Source organism: Milkweed yellows phytoplasma str. MW1 (genome assembly GCF_000309485.1).
Lineage (GTDB): Bacteria > Bacillota_I > Bacilli_A > Acholeplasmatales > Acholeplasmataceae > Phytoplasma.
This window is the reverse complement of sequence record NZ_AKIL01000140.1, coordinates 1-3,604: the sequence shown is the minus strand read 5'-3', so window position 1 is coordinate 3,604 and position 3,604 is coordinate 1. Positions and strand designations below refer to the sequence as shown.

The window sequence follows — 3,604 nt, the reverse complement described above, 5'->3', positions numbered from 1 at the left end:
ATTTATCTTTTTTATTTATTTATTTATGTCTTCTAAAAGTTTATCAATATGTTTGCCATAAACTAAAGATTGATCATATTTAAAAATTAAATTAGGAATTTTTTTAATATTTCTGATTTTTTTAGCTAATTCCATACGAATTTCTTTTTTATGTTCTTCTAAAACTTCAGCCGCTAGAGCCACAGTTTCTTCGTCATCTTTTAAAAGAGTATAATAAATATTGCTAAAGGATAAATCTTTAGTTAAATCAACATCAGTAACATTGATATACCCTATTTTATCGTTTATAACTATTTGATTAATTATAAAAACTATCTCTTTGTGAATTAAATTCGCTGTTCTTTCATTTACAATACTCATATTATTTATACTACCTTCTCCATTTTAGAGGATTCTATTATATCATCAACTTGAAAAGTGTTGAAATTATCTAAAACAATACCACATTCATGGCCTTGTTTGGCGCTATTGATATTATTTTTTAAATGTTTTAAAGAAGTTATTTTGCCTTCGTAAATCACTTCCTTATTACGGATCACTTTCGCTAAAGAATTGTTAAAAATAGTTCCACCAGTAACATAACAACCCGCAACATGACCGATAGAACTTATATAAAATATTTTTCTAACTTCAGCTTGACCCATTATTTTTTCTTCAAAAACAGGTTTGATTAATTTTTTCAATTCAATTTCAATATCTTCCATCATTTTATAAAGAATTTGATAAGTTTTAATTTCTACTTTAGAATCTTGAGCAAACTTAAGCAAATAATTATTTAAAGGAGTATTGAAATTAATTAATAAAGCTTCAAAAGTTTTAGCTAAATTGATATCATTAATAGTTACCATCCCTACAGAATTTTTAATAAAATTAATTTTCACTTCTTCGGTAGACATTTGTCCTAAAGCTTTTTGAATCGCTTCAATACTTCCTTGAGTATCAGTTTTTAAAATAATGTTTAAAGTTTTAGTTTCGTTTTCGTCTTCTAATTCAAAAACATTATCATTGTAAGCTGCTATTTCATCTAAAAGAGCGTATTTTTTTGCTTTCGCTAAATGTTGTCTTTCGTCTGCTATGCGTTTCGCGACTTTTTCATTCTCAACTAACATAAAATGATCGCCAGCTTGAGGCACTTGTTTTAAACCAGAAACTACTACTGGTTGCGAAGGAACCGCTTGTTTAAAACTTTTCTTTAAATCGTCTTCTATAGAGCGTATTTTACCATAAGTTTCGCCGACAACAACCACATCACCGATTTTTAAAATTCCGTTAGTGAGAATTAAAGTAGCTAAAGGTCCTTTATTTTTGACCAAACTAGCTTCTAAAACTGTTCCTTCGGCTTTTTTTGTTAAATCAGTTTGAATGTTTTTAATATCACTAATTAACAAAATCATTTCTAATAAGTTGTTTAAACCTTGTTTTTTAAGAGCCGACATTTCAATATAAGGAGTATTGCCCCCCCATTCTTCAGGTAATAAGCCATAATTAGATAGTTCAGTCATAATATTTTCTTTTTTATTGTTCAATTTATCAATTTTATTAATAACAACAATTATGTCCACATTAGCCGCTTTTGCATGTTCTACAGATTCAATAGTTTGTGGTTTGACTCCGTCATCGCAAGCTACCACTAAAACACAAATATCAGTGACTTTAGCCCCTCTAGAACGCATTTGTGAAAAAGCTTCATGACCTGGACTATCGATAAAAGTTATTTTATTATTATTATAACTAATTTCATAAGCTCCGATATGTTGAGTAATCCCCCCAAATTCTTGGTCTACTACACGCGTTTGTCTGATAGAATCTAATAAAGTTGTTTTACCATGGTCCACATGTCCCATAATAGTTACAATAGGAACTCTTTTAGTCAATTTAGTGTTCTCTTTTTTAGATTTACCTTTTTTGTGATCTGGATCAACTTGAGGAGAATAAATAATTTTAAGGTTTAATTCTAATCCCAAAAGTTCAATAGTTTCTCGATCTAAGGTTTGATTAATATTAGTTTTAACACCCATTTCTAATATTTTTTTAATTAAAAAAATATTAGAAACTTGTAAGTGTTTAGCTAAATCTTGAACTGTGTGTTTAGGATTGAAAACATAACTTGTTACTCCAATAGTTTCGTTATCAGTCGTTTTTTCTTCTTTTGGATTTTTTTCTAAATTCATATTTTTCTGTTCTCCTTTGAATAGCATTTTTCTTCTCTTATCAATTTAACAAATCCCAAAGTTGTTTATAAATCTTTTCGTCAACAAAAGATTTTAATTTTTTATCTAAAAGTTTTTTTTGTTGAATTAACAAAAGATTTTCATTATTTAAAATAAAATAAGCGCCTCTTCCGGGCAGTTTTTGTTCCAAATCAAGAGAAATAACACCTTGATTGGAAATCGTTACACGAATCAACTCTTTTTTGGGTTTTTTTTGACGACTAACGATGCAAGTTCTTAAAATATCTTTAGGTAAGAATACTTTTTTCACCATAATTATTAAATCATTCTAATTCTTCTTGTTGAGATAAGGTTTGAATGTTAATATTCCATTTAGTAACCTGAGCGGCTAATTTAACATTTTTTCCTAATTTACCAATTACTAAAGAGGCTTGATCGTCAGCAACCACAACAGACGCTGTTTTATTTTTTTCATTAATAGAGGTAATTTTAAGAATTTGAGCCGGTTGAAGAGAGTTAGTTATCAATTCTATCGGATCAGAACTCCATTGAAATAAATCAATCCTTTCGCCCTTTAAAATATTAACCACACTTTTTATTCTACTTCCGCCTTCGCCGATGCAAGAACCAATAGGGTCTACTTTAGGATCAGTAGACATTAAGCCTATTTTAATTCTGTCTGATGGTATGCGGGCTATTCCCATAATTTTAATGATTCCTTCTTGCACTTCTGGAACAAATTCTTTTAATAATTCAACAACAAAATTAACATGGACTCTACTAACGAAAATTTTAGGCATTTTAGTAGTATTTTGAACTTCTAAGACAAAAACTGAAATTCTTTCGCCAATACGAAAATTATCATTAAGAAGGGTTTCTTTTTTAGATAATAAAGTATTAATTTCTTTTTCTAATTCTAAAGTGTAGAAATGAGTATTTTCCGCTATTACTTTACCGCTGATTAATTTTTTTTCATAATTTTTAAAAAAATTATAAATGGTTTCTCTTTTTTGTTTGATCAATTCTTCGTTAAATTTATTTTTAAAATCTTTACTAGCATAAAAATTAAAATCTTTCGGATCAACTTCAATTTCGATAATATCTCCTACTTGTGCGTCTTCTTTTAATTTTTGCGCCTCCTCTAAATCAAGGAAACTATATTCATTGGCGTTTAGCGTTTCTTCGTCGTTAGGATCAATTACTAAATATTGTTTATATAAGAAAATTTCATCATATTCTGGAGTAATTTCTGTACGACAACTTTTAACTTGGTAATTTTTTTTACAACCAGAAACTAAACCCTTTTCAAAAGATTGAATAGTCTGTTCACGAGTTAGTTCGTATTCTTGCGATAATTGATCTATATTATTTAAAAATTCTTTATTTTTCAAAAAAAACCTCCTTTTTGCTGAAATATTTTCCTTTGTAAATGA

At 28.3% G+C, this 3,604-nt stretch carries 4 protein-coding genes; all 4 read right to left on the bottom strand.

All coding sequences use genetic code 11. From position 1 onward, the window contains the following. Positions 1 to 15 precede the first annotated feature (15 nt). Genes rbfA through nusA form a run of 4 tightly spaced genes read right to left on the bottom strand, consistent with a single transcriptional unit; the run spans position 16 to position 3,562 of the window. The gene (gene rbfA / locus RI76_RS02490) at positions 16 to 360 is read right to left on the bottom strand and encodes a 30S ribosome-binding factor RbfA (protein WP_017192571.1); all 345 of its coding nucleotides are present in this window, start codon (positions 358 to 360) and stop codon (positions 16 to 18) included. Between the two features lie 5 nt (positions 361 to 365). Beyond that, the gene (gene infB, locus RI76_RS02485) at positions 366 to 2,171 is read right to left on the bottom strand and encodes a translation initiation factor IF-2 (RefSeq protein WP_017192570.1); all 1,806 of its coding nucleotides are present in this window, start codon (positions 2,169 to 2,171) and stop codon (positions 366 to 368) included. A gap of 40 nt (positions 2,172 to 2,211) precedes the next feature. Continuing rightward, positions 2,212 to 2,484, bottom strand: coding sequence for a YlxR family protein (locus RI76_RS02480; RefSeq protein WP_017192569.1), 273 nt, complete (start codon positions 2,482 to 2,484; stop codon positions 2,212 to 2,214). Positions 2,485 to 2,494: 10 nt separating this feature from the next. Next, positions 2,495 to 3,562 (bottom strand): transcription termination factor NusA, encoded by a 1,068-nt coding sequence (gene nusA / locus RI76_RS02475; protein ID WP_017192568.1) that lies wholly within the window; start codon positions 3,560 to 3,562, stop codon positions 2,495 to 2,497. Positions 3,563 to 3,604: the final 42 nt, after the last annotated feature.